This window comes from Streptomyces sp. 2A115, from assembly GCF_052245575.1.
Classification (GTDB): domain Bacteria; phylum Actinomycetota; class Actinomycetes; order Streptomycetales; family Streptomycetaceae; genus Streptomyces.
Window position 1 is genome coordinate 19,178 of record NZ_JBQQCG010000064.1, and the last position, 17,113, is coordinate 36,290.

The window sequence follows — 17,113 nt, forward strand, 5'->3', positions numbered from 1 at the left end:
TCTAGGTCGTCTCGCGGAACGCCGCCGCCTCCTCCAGGTCCAGTCGGCGTAGCAGCGTGCGCAGCATCTCGTCGTCGATGTAGCGGCCGTCCCGCAGCCTCACGAACACCTCCCGCTCGGCCGCGATCATGTCGCGCGCCAGTCGCCGGTAGGTGTCGTCCGCCGTTTCCCCCGTCACGGGGTTCACCGTGCCGAGCCGCTCCCACACGGCGTTGCGGCGCCGTTCCAGGACCGCGCGGAGCCGGTCGGCGAGCGGTGGCGGCAGGGCGTTGCGCTCGTCGCTGAGGAGCTCGTCGAGGCGGTGCTCGGCGGCCCGGGACGCCTGTGCCTGGGCGTTGGCCTCGGCGAGCGTCTCGGCCTGGAGGTCACGCCCCGGCAGCTTCAGGAGGCGGATCAGCGGGGGCAGCGAAAGCCCCTGCACGACGAGCGTCCCGATCACCGTCGTGAAGGTCAGGAAGAGGATCAGATTGCGCCCCGGGAAGTCCTCCCCGCCGTGCATGGTGAGCGGGATGGAGAAGGCGATGGCGAGCGAGACGACGCCCCTCATCCCGGCCCAGGCGATGATGAACGGGCCCTTCCACGTGAGGTTCTGCTCGCGCTCCCGGATCCGCGCCGACAGCATGCGCGGCAGGAACGTCGCCGGATACACCCAGACGAAGCGGACCACGACGACGACCAGGAAGAGGGCCACCGCGTACCAGGCGGCGCGCCTCCCCTCGTACTCGCCGAGCCCTCTGAGGACCACTGGCAGCTGCAGGCCGATCAGCGCGAAGACCGCCGACTCCAGGATGAACGCGACCATCTTCCACACCGCCTCCTCCTGGAGCCGGGTCGCGAAGTCGACCGCCCAGTTCCGGTGTCCCAGGTAGAGCGCGACGACGACCACGGCGAGCACTCCGGAGGCGTGCACCTGCTCGGCCACCGCGTACGCGAAGAACGGGATCAGCAGCGACAGGGAGTTCTGCAGCAGCGCCTCTTTCAGATGCGTACGCATCCAGTGGATCGGCACCATCAGGACGAGTCCGACCCCGATGCCGCCGAGCGCCGCCAGCAGGAACTCGCCTATGCCGCCCGCCCAGGTCGCTCCCTCGCCGATGGCGGCGGCAAGCGCCACCTTGTAGGCGGTGATCGCGGTGGCGTCGTTCACCAGGGACTCGCCCTGCAGGATCGTGGTGACCCGCGAGGGCAGCCCGACCCGCCGCGCGACCGCCGTGGCCGCGACCGCGTCCGGTGGCGCCACGACGGCACCGAGCACCAGCGCCGCCGTGAGCGGCAGGTCCGGCACGATCAGGTACGCGGCCCAGCCGACGACGAGCGTCGCGAACAGCACGTACCCGACGGACAGCAGCGCCACGGGCCGGATCTGGGCCCGCAGATCGAGGTACGAACTGTCCGTGGCCGCCGTGTAGAGCAGCGGGGGCAGCAGCAGCGGCAGCACCACGTCGGGGTCGAGTGTGTACTCGGGCACCCAGGGCACGTACGAGACGATCAGGCCCGCCGTGACCAGCAGCAGCGGCGCCGGCACCGGCGTGCGGCGGGCGGCGCCGGCGACCACGGCGCTGCCGGCGATCAGCAGGAGCAGGGGCATCACATGCATCGGCTTCGGTCCGCCTTCGTTTTTGCGCGGCTTGCCGCACGCCCGACGTAATCTGGCAATCATGAAACAGTGCACGCACGCCGAGGCGCTGCCGCAGCCGGAACCCGCCCCCCAGAGCGAGACATGCCTCGAATGTCTGGCGGCGGGTACGCACCCTGTGCAGTTGCGGCTGTGTCTGGTCTGCGGTCACGTGGGCTGCTGCGACACGTCGCCGATGCGCCACGCGACAGAGCATTTCAAGGAGACAGAACATCCGGTGATGCGTACCTTCGAGCCCGGAGAGAGCTGGCGGTGGTGCTTCGTCGACCACGTTCTGGTGTGACACTGCGTCTTGACCGCTTGGTGCCGACGGTTCGACCGTCTGACGCCTGGGTACGTCAACCCGGCGCGCGCTCTTCCCAATTGGGCCCGCAGACCCCTAGCCACTGTGCGTATACATGGGTTTACTATGAGTGACGGCAAGGGGTTGGGGTCCCGAGGACAGAAAACCTGAGAGCGCGATAGCGTCACCGCTGAACCACGTTGCACGTTACCCCGGGGGGCGACCCTCGGCCCCCGAACGAGCTTGTACCACCTTGGAGGTGAGGGTGTCCCAGTTCGCAGGCGAGCCCGCGACCCAGGACTTCGTCGAAGTCCGGCTGCCGGCTGCGGGTGCCTACCTGTCGGTGCTGCGTACGGCCACGGCCGGCCTCGCGGCGCGGTTGGACTTCACCCTCGACGAGATCGAGGACTTGCGCATCGCTGTCGACGAGGCCTGCGCGATCCTGTTGCAACAGGCCGTGCCGGGCTCGGTGCTCAGCTGTGTCTTCCGTCTGATCGACGACTCGCTCGAGGTCACGGTCTCGGCCCCCACCACGGACGGCCACGCCCCCGCGCGGGACACCTTCGCGTGGACCGTGCTGTCGGCCCTCGCGGGCAAGGTCTCCTCCTCGGTGGCCGACGACAAAACCGTTTCGATCAGCCTCTACAAACAGCGCGGCGCCGGACCCGGGCCGGCGTGAGGAACGAGGACGGGCCGGTGCGGGACGAAGAGCGCGGCACACGGGAACTTCCCGCCGATGACAGAGACGGCCTGAGAGGGCCCCGGCGCCTGGCGGAGGGTGTCGACGGCATCCCCGAGCAGCAGGCACGGCCGCATCCCGAGGACGAATCCTCGGCGGCCGAAGCGTCTCAGCAGGAAGGACCGATCGGCCAGGACGAGCGCGAGTCGCTTTCCGGCCGTGACGGGCGACGGGATCCAGGCGTTGCCGCGCACCGGGGGTCCCCCCGGACGGAGTCTGGGGGAGCGTCCTCGGAAGGGCGGCGGCGGGTGACGGGCGGGATCATGAGCGAGCAGCACGAGCACGAACGCAATGCCGACAGCGGCGCATCGGGCGCGCGGCACGACCCTCACGACCGCAGCGGGGCGCGGGCGAAGTTCATCGAGCTGCGCAAGCTGAAGGAGGGCAGCGCCGAGTACGCGGAGCTGCGCAACCAGCTGGTCCGGATGCACCTGCCGCTCGTCGAGCACCTCGCGCGCCGCTTCCGCAACCGCGGTGAGCCGTTGGACGACCTCACACAGGTCGCCACCATCGGCCTCATCAAGTCGGTCGACCGCTTCGACCCGGAGCGCGGCGTCGAGTTCTCGACGTACGCGACACCGACGGTGGTCGGCGAGATCAAGCGGCACTTCCGGGACAAGGGCTGGGCGGTCCGCGTACCGCGCCGGCTGCAGGAGCTGCGGCTCGCGCTGACCACGGCGACCGCGGAGCTCTCGCAGCAGCACGGCCGCTCCCCCACCGTGCACGAGCTGGCCGAGAAGCTGGCCATCTCGGAAGAGGAGGTCCTGGAGGGCCTGGAGTCGGCCAACGCGTACTCCACGCTGTCCCTGGACGTCCCCGACACGGACGACGAGTCCCCGGCCGTCGCGGACACCCTGGGCGCCGAGGACGAGGCCCTGGAGGGCGTCGAGTACCGCGAGTCCCTCAAGCCGCTGCTCGAGGACCTGCCGCCCCGCGAGAAGCGCATTCTGCTCCTCCGCTTCTTCGCCAACATGACGCAGTCCCAGATCGCGCAAGAGGTCGGCATCTCCCAGATGCACGTCTCGCGCCTGCTGGCACGAACGCTTGCCCAGCTGCGCGAGAAGCTCTTGGTGGAGGAGTAGAAACCGCCTCGGGGGATGGGGCTCGGCCCCCAGCCCGCAGGCCTGACGTTGTCAGCCGCGCCCCGTGAGGGGCGCGGGGCAGTGACACTGTGCGGCTTCTCCCCCGCTCAGGGAATTCCCATCGTGGGCGCGGCCGGCCATGAACGGCCTACGGGGCCTGCGGCCGCTTTAGCGGCCTTCCCGCGGAGTGCTACGTACTACTTGGTTTCCCGTACCCCACCGGGCCCGGTGATCCCCAGCGCCCGCGTGGTCTCCGGGTTCACGATCAGCACCAGCGAAGCGACCGCCACGACCGCCAGAGCGATCCCGCCAGGGATCGCGAGACTGTCGGCCTGAAGCAGGTTGTACGCGACGGGCAGCGCCATGATCTGCGTGATGATCGCGGGTCCTCGGCTCCAGCCGCGCCGCAGGAGCAGCCCGCGCGCGGCCAGCAGAGGCAGCAGCGCGAGCACGACGAGCGTCACGCCTCCGGTGACGGCCTGGCTCCGGTCGTCCGGGCGGCCTGTGAGACCCATCACGAGCATGTAGACGCCGCCGGCGACAAGAGCGAGCCCCTCCAGCGCGGCCAGCGCCGCCGCGGCGGTCAGCCGCCCGGGGCGGGGTTCGGCGTCAGGGCTGTCGGGGGTGGGATTCCGCTCAGAGCTCACCCTTGAAGAGTAGCCGTCACCCGCCGCCCGCCGGAGCCCCCGGGGGCTCCGCGCTCTCACCTGATCCTCACCTCGGTATGGGCCGAGTACCACGCGGTAGGTACGCTGCAACGCATGCGTGCACTTCTCGTCGTCAACCCGGCAGCAACCACCACAAGCGCACGCACGCGTGATGTCTTGATCCACGCCCTGGCGAGCGAGATGAAACTCGAAGCGGTCACCACCGAGTACCGCGGGCACGCCAGAGACCTGGGTCGGCAGGCCGCGGAGAGCAAGGACATAGAACTGGTCGTGGCCCTCGGCGGCGACGGCACGGTCAACGAGGTCGCGAACGGCCTGCTGCACAACGGCCCCGATCTCGACCGCCTGCCCGGCCTCGCCGTCGTCCCCGGCGGCTCCACCAACGTCTTCGCCCGCGCCCTGGGCCTGCCCAACGAGCCCGTGGAGGCCACCGGCGCCCTCCTCGACGCACTGCGCGAGGGACGGGAGCGCACGGTGGGCCTGGGCCTCGCGGCGGGCACCCCGGGCACGGAGGACGAAGGAGTCCCGTCCCGCTGGTTCACGTTCTGCGCCGGCCTCGGCTTCGACGCGGGCGTGATCGGCCGGGTCGAGCAGCAGCGCGAGCGCGGCAAGCGCTCCACGCACGCCCTCTATCTGCGCCAGGTGATACGCCAGTTCCTGGGCGAGCCCCACCGCAGACACGGCACGATCACGCTGGAGCGGGCCGGCGAGGACCCGGTGACCGATTTGGTGGCGTCGATCGTCTGTAACACCTCTCCGTGGACCTATCTGGGCAATCGCCCGGTGTACGCATCACCTAAGGCCTCGTTCGAAACCGGCCTCGACGTACTCGCTCTCAGCCGCATGTCGACGGCCTCGGCTGCCCGGTATGGCACGCAGTTGCTCACTTCGTCCCCCGAGCGCGGACCTCATGGCAAGCACGCCACGTCCCTGCACGATCTGACGGACTTCACCTTGCATTCGAAGGCGCCGCTCCCCCTACAGATGGACGGCGACCACCTTGGACTGCGTACGAGTGTGACGTTCACAGGCGTTCGCCGTGCACTGCGTGTGATTGTGTGAGCGGAAAGGGCTAAAGTCCTTCCACTCGAACGTTTAGGCCAGGATCCACCCCATGGAAGTACGGCTGTGACCGAGCCGACACCGAGGAATCAAAAAAAACTTTCCGGTAGGGGTTGTATCCGCCGCTGAGGTTTGCGAGTCTCTACGTGGCGCTCGAGACGGCCCGCAACATCGGCCCCCACGGAGCGCCAGAACCCCTCCTCAAATCACAGGACCACGTCAGTCCGTCTGGCGGCAGGCCCTTCACTTGTTGAGGGATTCGTGAAAGCGTTCACATTCACAAGCTAACGTGTATGTAATACCAAGGAGAGGTAGCAGCCATGGACTGGCGTCACAACGCCGTTTGCCGCGAGGAAGACCCCGAGCTCTTCTTCCCCATCGGCAACACCGGTCCTGCGCTGCTGCAGATCGAGGAAGCCAAGGCCGTCTGTCGTCGCTGCCCCGTCATGGAGCAGTGCCTGCAGTGGGCGCTCGAGTCCGGCCAGGACTCCGGCGTCTGGGGTGGTCTCAGCGAGGACGAGCGCCGTGCCATGAAGCGTCGCGCCGCCCGCAACCGGGCCCGCCAGGCATCCGCCTGACAACCCGCCCCGTAACAGCCTGAGCTTGGCGGCGCGTACAGCGAGTACGCATCTCCCGCCCCCGAGCCGCAGCGCGCAGTACCCCCGATGCGCATCACAACGAGCACAACGAGCCCCGGACCAGCAAATGGTCCGGGGCTCGTTGCTGTTTGCGTCCGCATGGTCGGGGGCGGCCGAGCGCGCTTCCGAACATGGCGTGGCCTGCCCGGAGTTCACGGCGACTACACAGAGTGTGCGTGCGGTAGTGGAGCAATTGTGCGGATTACTTGTGGGCGCGCACCGGGATGTCCAGTACGACCTGCGTCCCGCGCTCGGGGGCCGGGACCATATCGAAGGTGCCGCCCAACTCGCCTTCCACCAGGGTCCGTACGATCTGCAGGCCCAGGTTGCCCGAGCGGTGCGGGTCGAAGCCCTCGGGGAGGCCCACGCCGTCGTCCTGGACGGTGACGAGGAGGCGGGTCTCCTTGGAGGTGCCACCGCGGACCGCGGACACCTCGACCGTGCCCCGGTCGCCCTCGCGGAAGCCGTGCTCCAGTGCGTTCTGGAGGATTTCGGTCAGGACCATGGAGAGCGGGGTCGCGACCTCGGCGTCGAGGATGCCGAAGCGGCCCGTGCGCCGGCCGGTGACCTTGCCCGGCGAGATCTCGGCGACCATGGCGAGCACCCGGTCGGCGATCTCGTCGAATTCCACGCGCTCGTCCAGGTTCTGAGACAGCGTCTCGTGCACGATCGCGATCGAGCCGACCCGGCGCACCGCCTCTTCGAGAGCTTCGCGGCCGCTGTCGGAGTCGATGCGGCGGGCCTGGAGGCGCAGCAGGGCCGCAACCGTCTGGAGGTTGTTCTTCACCCGGTGGTGGATCTCCCGGATGGTCGCGTCCTTGGTGATCAACTCGCGCTCGCGGCGCCGCAGTTCGGTGACGTCCCGCAGGAGTACGAGCGAACCGACGCGGGTTCCCTTGGGTTTGAGCGGGATCGCGCGCAGCTGGATCACGCCGTCGTTGCTCTCGATCTCGAACTCACGGGGCGCCCAGCCGCTGGCCACCTTGGCCAGCGCCTCGTCCACCGGCCCCCGGGACGGGGCGAGTTCGGCGGTGGTCTTGCCGAGGTGGTGGCCGACGAGGTCGGCGGCGAGGCCCAGGCGGTGGTACGCCGACAGCGCGTTCGGAGACGCATACTGCACGACACCGTCCGCGTCCAGCCGGATCAGGCCGTCGCCCACGCGAGGCGATGCGTCCATGTCGACCTGCTGGTTGGGGAACGGAAAGGAGCCGGCCGCGATCATCTGGGCGAGGTCGGACGCGCTCTGGAGATAGGTGAGTTCGAGGCGTGAGGGCGTGCGCACGGTGAGCAGGTTGGTGTTACGGGCGATGACCCCCAGGACGCGCCCTTCCCTGCGTACGGGAATCGACTCGACCCGCACGGGGACTTCTTCGCGCCACTCCGGGTCGCCCTCGCGCACGATCCGGCCCTCGTCCAGGGCGATGTCCAGCATGGGGCGGCGGCCGCGCGGGACGAGGTGGCCGACCATGTCGTCCTGGTACGAGGTGGGGCCCGTGTTGGGGCGCATCTGGGCGACAGAGACATAGCGGGTGCCGTCGCGCGTGGGGACCCACAGAACGAGGTCGGCGAAGGAGAGGTCGGAGAGCAGCTGCCACTCCGAGACCAGCAGATGCAGCCACTCGAGGTCGGAGGGACCGAGGGCGGTGTGCTGGTGGACGAGGTCGTTCATGGAGGGCACGTGTGCGAGCGTACCTGGGAGTTCGGACATGGCCCGAAATCGGTGACCTCCGGGCTTCCTGACCTCTGCGACTTCTGGCCCCTGGGACACCCGCGGGCCGCGGCGCCTGGGAGGGACCCTCAACCCTCCCGGCACCGCAGCCCGGAGCAACATCGGCCGCGGGGTGTGCGGTCCCGGTCGGCCGAAGGATGAGGAGCCGGAGCAGTCAGGGCAGAGAGCGCCGGTTCCTCGGTCCGCCTTCCTGTGCGGGGAAGACGGAGGCTCGATCATTCAGTTGCTTGATCATTCAGTTTCATTCTCAAGCCACTTCTCCGCATTGTGGACTAGACCACTCTCGCCTGTCCATGCGTTGGTGGATGTTTGTTGTTGTCTCTTTATCGAACAACTCCCGTCCTACATCCACCACGCAGCCTAGCCCCGGACGGTTCACGCGGGGGGCCAGATTCCCATGGCAAGTTCGGCGAGCGCCTCCAGCTCCGCCTTGCCGGCTCCGTCGCGGGCCTGCTGGGACATGCCCTGGATCATGGCTCCCGTGTGCCGGGCCAGGGCCGCCGCGTCGATGTCCGCGGGGAGCTCACCTGCGGCGACGCCGGCCCTTATGCGGCTCTCGATGGCGGCGATGTTGGCGTTGCGCCGCTCCCGGAGGGACTCCTCCACCTCGGGGGTGGCGCAGTTGGTGGCCGCGTGGACGACCAGACAACCGTGCGGACGGCCGGGTTCCGTGTACTCGGCCGCGGCCTCGCGCAGCATCCGCTCCACTCCTGCGCGGGCCGTCGGCTCCTCGGCGAGGGCGCGGTCGGCGAACGAGCCGTACCTCGCGCCGTACACGCGCACGACCTCGTCGAAGAGCGAGCGCTTGTCACCGAAGGCCGCATAGAGGCTGGGGGCGCCGATGCCCATGACCTTGGTGAGGTCGGAGACGGAGGTCGTCTCGTAGCCGTGCTCCCAGAAGGCGAGGATCGCCTTCTCCAGCGCGGTCTCACGGTCGAAGGAACGGGGCCGGCCGCGCCCCCGCTGCTTGGTCTCGGACTCCGGCCCGGTCTGCTGCCTGCTCACCATGGAGTGGATTTTATAGCGGGTGCTAGAGAAATGTCGGCGGGTTGTTGTACGGTTTTTATGCATCGACCACTACAGAAATGCGGAGGGGCGTCGGCATGGGCGTGCTCACAGGCAGGACGGCACTCGTCACGGGTGGCGGCAGGGGCATCGGACGAGGCATCGCCGAGCGGCTCGGGCGGGACGGCGCGCGGGTGGCCGTGCACTACGGCAGCAATGAGGCGGCGGCGAAGGAGACGGCGGCCCGGATCGAGGCGGCGGGCGGATCGGCCTTCGTCCTCGGGGTGGATTTGGGGACACCTGGGGACGCGCGGACACTGTGGGAAGAGTTCGACCGGCACGCGGACGGTCTGGACATCCTGGTGAACAACGCCGGGATCGGTACGTCGCGGCCGTTCGACGAGATCGACGAGGCGGAGTACGACCGGGTCTTCGCGGTGAACGTCAAAGCGCCGCACTTCATCACCAAGCTCGGCGCGTCCCGACTGCGGGACGGCGGGCGGATCATCAACATCTCCTCGGGCCTCGCGCGCACGGCGGTGATGCCCCACAAGATGGCGTACGCGATGACGAAGGGCGCCCTGGACATCTTCACGCGCGACCTGTCCAAAGTGCTGGGCCCCCGAGGCATCACCGTGAACACGGTCGCACCGGGGATCATCGACACCGACAACACGTCCGACTGGCTGCGGTCGAGCGACGAGACGTGGGCGGAGGCCGCGGCGATATCGGCGCTGGGGCGGGTGGGCGCACCGGCGGACGTCGCCGACGTGGTGGCGTTCCTCGCGTCGGACGAGGGGCGGTGGGTGACCGGGCACTGGATGGACGCAACGGGGGGTTCACTTACATGAGGGAGCCTGTGCGCACCGGGCATTGCGCGCAGGACATTCGGCACGACGGGAGTGGCGTGGCTCTGCTAGATTGGTCTATACCACATAGCCAGTTGACCCAGTTGACCCAGTTGAATCCCAGTTGAGTCCCCCTTCAGAACGGCAGGCCCAGCGTGGAAGTAGTCATCGTTTCGGACGCCAAGGCGGGTGGCGAGCTGATAGCCGAGGCCATGGCGGAGTTGCTCCGGCTCAAGCCCGACGCTCTGCTCGGGGTGGCCACCGGGTCGACGCCTCTGCCCATTTACCAAGCGCTGGTGGCGAAGGTCAGTTCCGGGGCCGTGGATGCCTCGAGGGCGCGGGTCGCACAGCTCGACGAGTACGTGGGGCTGCCGGCCGAGCATCCCGAGTCGTACCGCTCCGTGCTGAGGCGTGAGGTGCTGGAGCCGTTGGGACTGGGCATGGACGCGTTCATGGGGCCGGACGGGACCGCCGAGGATGTGCGGGCCGCGTGCGAGGTGTACGACAAGGCGCTGGCCGAGGCCGGAGGTGTGGACCTGCAGCTGCTGGGAATCGGGACGGACGGGCACATCGGGTTCAACGAGCCGTGCTCGTCGCTCGCCTCGCGCACGCGGATCAAGACGCTGACCGAGCAGACCCGCGTCGACAACGCGCGGTTCTTCGAGGGCGACATCGAGCAGGTGCCGCATCACGTGATCACCCAGGGGATCGGGACGATTCTGGAGGCGCGGCATCTGGTGCTGCTCGCCACGGGCGAGGGCAAGGCGGACGCGGTGGCGGCGACCGTCGAAGGGCCCGTCGCCGCGGTGTGCCCCGCTTCGGCGCTCCAACTGCACTCGCACGCGACGGTCGTCGTGGACGAGGCGGCAGCGTCCAAGCTGAAGCACGCGGACTACTTCCGGCACACGTACGCCAACAAGCCGGCGTGGCAGGGCATTTAGGGCAGAGCACTCAGGACAGGACGTTCAGGGGAGGGCAGTTCGGCGCGGGGCCATTCGGCACAGGGATTCAGGACAGGGATTCAGGGCGGCGCGTCGAGGCAACTCGTTCCGGGCAGCGCGCTCCAGGCTGGGCGTTCAAGCCGTTCGCTTCAGGCCGGGCGTAGAGGCAGCTCGCTTCAGGCTGGGCGTTGAGGCAGTTCGCTCCGGGACCGGCGTGTAGAGGCAGTTCTTCCATACCGGGTGCTCAGGCAGCGCGTTCCAGGCTCGGCGTAGAGGCAACACGTCCCAGACCCGGCGTAGCGGCAGCTCGGTCCAAGCTCGACGTTCAGGCCAGGCGCTCGGCCAGGTGTTCAAGGCGGGTGTTCAAGGCGGGTGTTCAAGGCCGCACGAAGATGCCGAGGTGCCGGGTCCCCGTGCTGGACCCGGCACCTTCGTCTCTGTGGGCGCCGCTTGCCTCCGTGAGGTGGGCGCGGCTCAGCGGCTCGCGCCTCTGCTCATGTCCCGGCGATGACCTCCGCCGCCGCCAGGCCGCACACGCGGGCCGCGCCGTGCGTGGCGATGTGGACGGCGCCCCGGGGCGGGGACTGCGGCACGCCCATCTCGACCACGACCGTGTCGGGGCGGGCGGCGAGGAGGGTGTCGAGGGCGTCCGCCATCCAGGTGTGGCGGTGGATGTCGCGGACCACGGCGACAACACGGCGGGGGCCTGCGGCCGCGAGCGCCTCGGTTCCGGCCCGCTCCCCCGCGAAGCTCCCGGTTTCCGTGCCCGGCAGCATGCGTCGCAGCTCGGCGGCGACGCCCCACGGGGTCTCGTCGCCGACGGCGATGTTGGCGACGGGGGTGAAGGCGGCGACGTACGGCGCCTCGGTGAGCGGCGTGAAGCGCTCTGTGCGGGTCACCGTCAGGGCACGCCGCGCCGCGACCAGGCCGACGTCGGCCCCGGACGCTCCGTCCGAGCGGCTGCCCGGCCCCGATTCCGTAGGCGCGGACGTTCCCCCCGCCGCGCTCCCGCTTCCGCTCCTCTCCGAAGCCGAAGCTGTCCAGGTGGCCAACGACCGTACCCGGGCCGCCGCGTCCGCCAGCCTCTCCTCCGACAGCTCGCCCGAGCGGACCGCCGACACCAGCGCGTCCCTCAGGCGCAGTACCGTCGCGTCGTCCGCGAGGCCGCCGCCCACGCAGATGGCGTCGGCGCCGGCGGCGATCGCGAGGACGCTGCCGCGTTCGATGCCGTACGTTCCCGCGATGGCCTGCATTTCCATGCCGTCGGTGACGATCAGGCCGTCGTAGCCGAGTTCCTCGCGCAGCAGCCCGGTGAGGATGCGGGGCGAGAGGGTCGCGGGACGGGACGGGTCCAGGGCCGGGACCAGGATGTGCGCGCTCATCACGGCGCGGGTGCCTGCCTCGATGGCCGCGCGGAACGGGACCAGTTCGCGGGACTCCAGGACCGACAGCTCCGCGTCGATGCGCGGCATCGCGTGGTGCGAGTCGACCGCCGTGTCGCCGTGGCCCGGGAAGTGCTTGGTGCAGGCGGCGACTCCGGCGGACTGGAGCCCGGAGACGTACGCGGCCGTGTGCCGGGCGACCAGCGAGGTGTCGGCGCCGAAGGACCGTACGCCGATGACGGGGTTGCCGGGGTTTGAGTTGATGTCGGCGGACGGTGCCCAGTTGAGGTTGACCCCGCAGGCGGCCAGCCGGCGGCCCAGTTCGCGGGACACCGCCTCGGTGAGCGCCACGTCGTCCACCGCGCCCAGCGCGTGGTTGCCGGGGAAGGAGGATCCCGTACGCACCTCCAGGCGCGTCACATCACCTCCCTCCTCGTCGATGGCGACCAGCACGTCGTCGCGTTCCGCGCGCAACTGGGCGGTCAGGGCCGCCAGTTGGGCGGGCGAGGCGATGTTGCGGCCGAACAGGCCGACGGAGGCGAGGCCCTCGCCGAGCCGCCGCAGCAGCCAGGAGGGAGCCGAGGTCCCGGTGAAGCCGGGCTGCAGAACGGCAAGGGCATCACGGGTCAGCGTGTCCGTGCCGGAGGCGATGGTGGTCATCGGAAGGCGTTATCCCTTCACCGCGCCGGAGGTGAGTCCGCTGACGGCCTTGCGCTGGAGGAAGACGAACAGGACCAGGATCGGGACGGCGAAGAGTGAGGCCGCCGCCATCGTGGCGCCCCAGTCGTCGCCGAACGTCGACTGGAAGCTGGAGAGCCACAGCGGAAGCGTCTGCTTCTCGGCGCTCTTGTTGAGGATCAGGACCAGGGGGAATTCATTCCACGCCGTGATGAAGCCGAAGAGCGAGGTCGCCATCAGCCCCGGTGCGAGCAGCGGGAAGATGACCTTCACGAAGGCCTGCCTGCGCGTGCAGCCGTCCACCATCGCCGACTCCTCCAACTCCTTCGGCACGGCGGCCACATAGCCGCGCAGCGTCAGGATGGTGAAGGGCAGCACCATGATCATGTAGAAGACCGTGAGCGGCACGAGGCTGTTGAGCAGGTCTGCGTCCCGCACGATCATGTAGATCGCGATGACCATGACCTCCCAGGGGGCCATCTGCGCGATCATGAACGTCAGGATGAAGCCGCGCCGCCCCTTGAACCGCATCCGTGCCAGCGCGAAGGACGCGAGCAGCGCGATGACGAGGGAGAAGACCACCGAAAGGACGGTCACCGTCAGGGAGTTGCCGACCAGGGTCCAGAAGTGATCGGCGTCGACGGCCCGTTGGAAGTGGTCGAAGGTGATGTTCGTCGGCAGGAAGACCGGATCGTCGGCGATGATGTCGCCGGTCGGCTTCAGCGCGGTCGCGAACATCCAGTAGACGGGGAACGCGAAGACGACGAAGAGGACGATCGCCGTCGCGTTGGGCCACAGTCGGGCCGCCAGTGAGCGCTTCACAGCTCGTCCTCCTCTTGCTTGAGAACGGTACGAAGGTAGTAGGCCGTCAGGCCGAGCAGGATGAGGATCGTCAGGAACGAGATGGCCGCGCCCATTCCGTAGTGCTGGTTGCCGGGGCCCTCGACGAACGCGTAGATCGGCAGGGTCTCGGTGAGGCGGTCGGGTCCGCCGGCGTTCATCGCGAAGATCTGCGGGAACGCCTTGAAGACCCAGATGACCTCGAGGAAGGTCGTGGCCCACAGGAACGGCCGCAGAAACGGCAAGGTCACCCAGGTGAAGCTCTTCCACACACCGGCGCCGTCGATCGCGGCGGCCTCGTACAGCTCTTTGGGGATCGTGGTCGTGGCGGCGTACAGGTTGATCGCCACGAACGGGATGGACTGCCAGACGATCAGCAGGGTGATCACGGAGAAGGTGGAGAACTGGGTGCCGAACCAGTTGTAGTCGGCCATGGAGTCCCAGCCGGCCTTGGCGAGCAGCCAGTTGACGACGCCGAAGCGCTGGGCGAACAGCCACTGGTAGACGGTGGTCGCGGCGATCACCGGCATGGCCCAGGCGAGCACGAGGCCGAGCAACAGCAGCAGCCGCATGCGCTTGCCGAGCCGGGCAAGGAGCAGGCCGACGAGCGTGCCGAGCACCATGATGAGGACGACGTTGGCGGCGGTGAAGACGACCGTCCGCTGGACGACCTTCCAGAAGTCCGAACTGCCCAGGACTTCCTTGTAGTTGTCGCCGCCGTTCCACTCGGTGAGGTGGAGGATCAGCTGGCGCGGGTTGAGGTTCTGGAACGACAGCATGCCGTTCTTGACCAGCGGCCAGCCGAGCATCACCACGGTGACGAGCAGGGCGGGGAGCAGGAGGAGGTACGGGCCCCAGGCGCCGCCGCGCCCGGTGGTTCGGCCCGCGTCGGGTGGACGTACATCGGTCTTACGGACACCGGGCTCACGGACACCGGGCGCCGCGGCCGTGTCCGTGCCCCTGTCCGTGCGTTCGGTCTGCACTGACATGCTCGCCATCTCTCCGGATCGCACTGGCACTTGCGGGAGCGCACCAGGGGGACGGCTGTCCGTCCCCCTGGTGCGAGGGTGATCAACTGCTCTGCGCGAGCCGCTTGTTGATCTCGGCCTCGACCTGCTTGGCTGCGTCGGCGGGCGACTTCCCCTTCAGGACGGCGGTCATGAACGTCTTGATCGGGTTCGGGTCGTTCTCGACGGCGGCCCACTCGGGGATCAGCGGCGTGGTGCCACCGCCGGCCGCGGCCGGGGCGGCGGCCTGGGCGGCAGCGTTGCCCGTGAGGTTGGACTGCAGCGACTCCTTGTTCGGGATGACGCCGTTCTCCTTGGCGAGCGCGCCCTCGAACTTGTCGGAGAGAGCCATCTTCAGGAACTCCTGGGCGAGCTCCTGCTTCTTGCTCCCCGCGGCCACCGCGAAGTTGGAGCCGCCGAGGAAGACACCCTCGGGCTTGTCGGCCGTCTCACCCGGGATGGTGAAGTAGCCGATGTCCTTCTCGATCTTCTTGTTGGCGGCGATGGCCGTGCCGGCCTCCCAGCCCATGCCGATGAAGGCACCGACGTTGCCCTTGGCGAAGACCTCGGCCTGCTGCGGGGTGGCCTCGTCCTTGTCCTTGGGGGCCTTGGAGTACGACTGGTACTTCTTGTAGATCTCCATGGCCTCGGCGACCTTGGGGTCGGCGAGGTTGGAGACGTACTTGTCCCCCTCCTTCTTCACCAGGTCGGCGCCCTGCCCGATGGTGAGGCCGTCGAAGAAGTACCAGTTCTGGCCGGGCAGGTAGATCGGCTCGGCGTCGGTCTTCTTCTCGATGGTCTCCAGCGCGTCGTAGAACTCGTCCCGGGTCTTCGGGGTGCCCTTGAGGCCCGCGTCGGCCCAGACCTTCTTGTTGTAGAGGACGACACGGTTGGCGAAGTACCACGGGGCCGCGTACTGCTTGCCGTCGAAGACCGAGGACTCGTTGAGGGCCTCGGTCCAGTCGGCGCCGATCTCCGCCTTGAGGTCCGTCAGGTCGGCGAGGCCGCCGGTGGCCGCGTAGGCCGGGGTCTGCGTGTTGCCGACCTCGATGACGTCCGGCGGGTTCTCCTCGGAGAGCGCGGTGGTGATCTTCTGCTGGATGTTGTTCCACTGCTGGGTCTCGAACTTCAGCTCCGCACCGGTCTTCTTCTCGAAGGCCGCCGTCAGGTCCTTGGTCCAGCCGGGAGGCGTCGAGCCGTCCATGGCCCAGACGGTAAGGGTCTCGCCCTTGAAACCGTCGGCCCCCGTCTCCTTGCCGCTGTCACCGTCGTCGCCGCCACAGGCCGCGACCGACATCAACATCCCTGCGACACCGACGGCCGCGATGAGCTTGCGCTTCATGTCACCCCTCCTCGCCTGGCCCTCAGTGGTGTAGACCAGTAGGCCGGAGCTTGGCCTAGACCTAGAGGGGTGTCAAGGGTGAGCAGACCCGTCCAGAAGTCCGTTATGGGAACTACATATGCAAGAACCTTTAAGCAGGAAGGTGGCAAAAAGAGCAGGTGCCCTCGTTGCCACCGAGTGGACCACTTCGACGCGGTGGACTAGACCAAAAGCGACCCCGCCGGTATACAGAGGGGATCACGGAGCGTGCGGGGGGACACTCGCAGGGCAAGCCGTGCCACGATGTGAGCCGTGGCCGACGCGTACGTCGGCCACATCGGCACCCGGAGCCGGGAAGGCAGAGTATGAGCACCGACGTCAGCAGTGCGGAGAACGAGGGTGGGGCCCCCATCCGTACCGCGCGCGTGCCCAAGTACTACCGCCTCAAGAAGCATTTGCTCGACATGACGGAGACGCTGCCGCCCGGCACGCCGGTACCGCCCGAGCGCACCCTCGCCGCCGAGTTCGACACCTCGCGCACGACCGTGCGACAGGCCCTCCAGGAGCTGGTCGTCGAGGGCCGGCTGGAGCGCATCCAGGGCAAGGGCACCTTCGTCGCCAAGCCGAAGGTGTCGCAGGCGCTCCAACTCACCTCGTACACCGAGGACATGAGGGCGCAGGGCCTCGAACCCACCTCCCAGCTCCTGGACATCGGCTACATCACCGCCGACGACACCCTCGCCGAGCTGCTCGACATCACCACCGGCGGACGCGTCCTGCGCATCGAGCGCCTGCGCCTCGCGAGCGGCGAGCCCATGGCCATCGAGACGACCCACCTGTCCGCAAAGCGCTTCCCCGCGCTCCGGCGCAGCCTCGTCAAGTACACGTCCCTCTATACGGCGTTGGCCGAGGTGTACGACGTCCATCTCGCCGAGGCCGAGGAGACCATCGAGACGTCGCTGGCCACCCCGCGCGAAGCCGGCCTGCTCGGCACGGACGTGGGACTTCCGATGCTGATGCTGTCGCGGCACTCGCTGGACAAGGACGGGCAGCCGGTGGAATGGGTGCGGTCGGTGTACCGGGGGGACCGGTACAAGTTCGTGGCCCGACTGAAGCGGCCCACCGAGTAGCAGCGCAGAGCGGAAGCGCCGAGCAGAAGCCACTAGTAGAAGCCACGAGTAGTGCGCGCGGTGTAGCGCAACCGCTGTTCCTGCTTTACGGTCCTCCCGTCGCTGCATGGACGGGAGGACTCCC

Annotated in this window: 16 protein-coding genes; 8 read left to right on the top strand and 8 right to left on the bottom strand. The window is 68.6% G+C overall.

Annotated elements, in window-relative coordinates:
- Position 1 precedes the first annotated feature (1 nt).
- Positions 2 to 1,597, bottom strand: a complete 1,596-nt coding sequence (locus ACTWQR_RS39220; RefSeq protein WP_443232026.1) for a Na+/H+ antiporter — start codon at positions 1,595 to 1,597, stop codon at positions 2 to 4.
- A gap of 61 nt (positions 1,598 to 1,658) precedes the next feature.
- Between ACTWQR_RS39220 and ACTWQR_RS39225 the strand changes: the two genes are divergently transcribed.
- From ACTWQR_RS39225 to ACTWQR_RS39235, 3 genes are all read left to right on the top strand, one after another.
- Entirely contained in the window at positions 1,659 to 1,919 is a 261-nt protein-coding gene (locus ACTWQR_RS39225; RefSeq protein WP_443232027.1) for a UBP-type zinc finger domain-containing protein, read from the top strand.
- A 265-nt stretch (positions 1,920 to 2,184) separates the two neighbouring features.
- Positions 2,185 to 2,598 (top strand): anti-sigma regulatory factor, encoded by a 414-nt coding sequence (locus ACTWQR_RS39230; RefSeq protein ID WP_307536691.1) that lies wholly within the window; start codon positions 2,185 to 2,187, stop codon positions 2,596 to 2,598.
- Entirely contained in the window at positions 2,595 to 3,740 is a 1,146-nt protein-coding gene (locus ACTWQR_RS39235; RefSeq protein ID WP_443232028.1) for a SigB/SigF/SigG family RNA polymerase sigma factor, read from the top strand. The genes ACTWQR_RS39230 and ACTWQR_RS39235 overlap by 4 nt, the downstream gene beginning before the upstream one ends.
- A 197-nt stretch (positions 3,741 to 3,937) precedes the next feature.
- Here ACTWQR_RS39235 and ACTWQR_RS39240 read toward each other — a convergent pair whose 3' ends face one another.
- Positions 3,938 to 4,387: a hypothetical protein gene (locus ACTWQR_RS39240; RefSeq protein WP_443232029.1), complete on the bottom strand. Its 450-nt coding sequence runs from the start codon at positions 4,385 to 4,387 to the stop codon at positions 3,938 to 3,940.
- A 114-nt stretch (positions 4,388 to 4,501) separates the two neighbouring features.
- Here ACTWQR_RS39240 and ACTWQR_RS39245 point away from each other — a divergent pair, with 114 nt between their 5' ends.
- Both ACTWQR_RS39245 and ACTWQR_RS39250 read left to right on the top strand, forming a co-directional pair.
- Positions 4,502 to 5,470, top strand: a complete 969-nt coding sequence (locus ACTWQR_RS39245) for a diacylglycerol/lipid kinase family protein (protein ID WP_443232030.1) — start codon at positions 4,502 to 4,504, stop codon at positions 5,468 to 5,470.
- A 320-nt stretch (positions 5,471 to 5,790) separates the two neighbouring features.
- The gene (locus ACTWQR_RS39250; protein WP_016639615.1) at positions 5,791 to 6,048 is read left to right on the top strand and encodes a WhiB family transcriptional regulator; all 258 of its coding nucleotides are present in this window, start codon (positions 5,791 to 5,793) and stop codon (positions 6,046 to 6,048) included.
- A gap of 262 nt (positions 6,049 to 6,310) precedes the next feature.
- On the opposite strand, the gene ACTWQR_RS39255 is transcribed toward ACTWQR_RS39250, so the two are convergent.
- Together ACTWQR_RS39255 and ACTWQR_RS39260 are read right to left on the bottom strand one after the other, a co-directional pair.
- Positions 6,311 to 7,777, bottom strand: a complete 1,467-nt coding sequence (locus ACTWQR_RS39255; protein WP_443232073.1) for a sensor histidine kinase — start codon at positions 7,775 to 7,777, stop codon at positions 6,311 to 6,313.
- A 435-nt stretch (positions 7,778 to 8,212) separates the two neighbouring features.
- Entirely contained in the window at positions 8,213 to 8,845 is a 633-nt protein-coding gene (locus ACTWQR_RS39260; protein ID WP_443232031.1) for a TetR/AcrR family transcriptional regulator, read from the bottom strand.
- 95 nt (positions 8,846 to 8,940) lie between these two features.
- On the opposite strand from ACTWQR_RS39260, the gene ACTWQR_RS39265 reads away from it, so the two are divergent.
- Together ACTWQR_RS39265 and nagB are read left to right on the top strand one after the other, a co-directional pair.
- The gene (locus tag ACTWQR_RS39265; RefSeq protein WP_443232032.1) at positions 8,941 to 9,693 is read left to right on the top strand and encodes an SDR family oxidoreductase; all 753 of its coding nucleotides are present in this window, start codon (positions 8,941 to 8,943) and stop codon (positions 9,691 to 9,693) included.
- Positions 9,694 to 9,845: 152 nt separating this feature from the next.
- The gene (gene nagB, locus ACTWQR_RS39270; RefSeq protein WP_443232033.1) at positions 9,846 to 10,631 is read left to right on the top strand and encodes a glucosamine-6-phosphate deaminase; all 786 of its coding nucleotides are present in this window, start codon (positions 9,846 to 9,848) and stop codon (positions 10,629 to 10,631) included.
- 494 nt (positions 10,632 to 11,125) lie between these two features.
- Here nagB and ACTWQR_RS39275 read toward each other — a convergent pair whose 3' ends face one another.
- The 4 genes from ACTWQR_RS39275 to ACTWQR_RS39290 form a co-directional block, all read right to left on the bottom strand.
- Positions 11,126 to 12,673: a glycoside hydrolase family 3 protein gene (locus ACTWQR_RS39275; RefSeq protein WP_443232034.1), complete on the bottom strand. Its 1,548-nt coding sequence runs from the start codon at positions 12,671 to 12,673 to the stop codon at positions 11,126 to 11,128.
- 9 nt (positions 12,674 to 12,682) lie between these two features.
- Positions 12,683 to 13,513 carry a carbohydrate ABC transporter permease gene (locus tag ACTWQR_RS39280; RefSeq protein WP_443232035.1) on the bottom strand — a complete coding sequence of 277 codons (831 nt, stop codon included), beginning with the start codon at positions 13,511 to 13,513 and terminating at the stop codon, positions 12,683 to 12,685.
- Complete coding sequence (locus ACTWQR_RS39285) at positions 13,510 to 14,520, bottom strand: carbohydrate ABC transporter permease (protein WP_443232036.1); 1,011 nt, start codon at positions 14,518 to 14,520, stop codon at positions 13,510 to 13,512. Before ACTWQR_RS39285 ends, ACTWQR_RS39280 begins: the two co-directional genes overlap by 4 nt.
- 82 nt (positions 14,521 to 14,602) lie before the next feature.
- Positions 14,603 to 15,880, bottom strand: a complete 1,278-nt coding sequence (locus tag ACTWQR_RS39290; protein ID WP_443232037.1) for an extracellular solute-binding protein — start codon at positions 15,878 to 15,880, stop codon at positions 14,603 to 14,605.
- A 344-nt stretch (positions 15,881 to 16,224) separates the two neighbouring features.
- Between ACTWQR_RS39290 and ACTWQR_RS39295 the strand changes: the two genes are divergently transcribed.
- Positions 16,225 to 16,989 (top strand): GntR family transcriptional regulator, encoded by a 765-nt coding sequence (locus ACTWQR_RS39295; RefSeq protein WP_443232038.1) that lies wholly within the window; start codon positions 16,225 to 16,227, stop codon positions 16,987 to 16,989.
- The last annotated feature ends 124 nt before the right edge of the window (positions 16,990 to 17,113 follow it).